This is a genomic window from Paenibacillus paridis, assembly GCF_006345825.1.
Taxonomy (GTDB): Bacteria; Bacillota; Bacilli; order Paenibacillales; family Paenibacillaceae; genus Pristimantibacillus; species Pristimantibacillus paridis.
Genome location: NZ_VCIX01000048.1, coordinates 1 through 842 on the forward strand (window position 1 = coordinate 1; position 842 = coordinate 842).

At 48.3% G+C, this 842-nt stretch carries 1 protein-coding gene; it reads right to left on the reverse strand.

Translation table 11 applies throughout. The features are described from left to right. Positions 1-416, reverse strand: a 416-nt coding sequence (locus FJQ58_RS32755) for a carbohydrate ABC transporter permease (RefSeq protein WP_238403669.1), incomplete at its 3' end; no start/stop codon positions are given. Positions 417-842: the final 426 nt, after the last annotated feature.

Here is an 842-nt window from a genome sequence, read left to right on the forward strand (position 1 = left end):
TAGTCATCGATGAACAGCAGTGACAGATACCAGTCATTCCAGAACTGAATCGCATAAAAGAGTGATACCGTCGCAATGACCGGAGTTGATATTGGCAAAATGATTTTGTAGAAGAGCCGGATATCCCCTGCCCCGTCAATCGTAGCCGCTTCATTAATCTCGTAAGGCAGCGATTTGTAGAAGGCGACGAGAATGAAGGCGTAAAACGGATTGAGCAGATACGGGAGAATTAGCGCCCATAGCGAATCCTTCAAATGCAGCCAATTCGAAACCATAATATAAAACCCGACGAGGCCTCCGCCCAGCACCATCGCAAGGTACGTCAAAAAGGCAAGTGTATTTCTGTACTTCACCTTCGGATGTGCGAGCACGTAAGCGAACATGGCCGTAATGATCACTGCTAGAACAGTACCCACAATCGTCNAGCGAACATGGCCGTAATGATCACTGCTAGAACAGTACCCACAATCGTCACGAACAGGGAGTTTTTATAGCTATTCAGCAATTGATCCCCTTGCAGCAAATACGTATAAGCGTCCAGACTCCATTCGCTTGGAATGAGTTGATAGCCGTGCTTGAGATAGCTAGCCTCGGAAGCAAAGGAGTCGGCCAGCACGATCCAGAAGGGCACCACGCACACAAGGCTGAACAAGGCGATACAGGCATACATCAGCCAAAGAAATGCTTTTTCTCCCCAGCTTCGGTCGTTTCGGATTTTGGTCCGTACCGGCTTGCCGCGCAAAACCAAATCTTCGTTTTTCATAAGCTCCTCCTAAAATAATTTCGAGTCGGGATCAATTTTGGCGGCGAGCCTGTTAAATAGCAGAATGGTGACCAGCCCC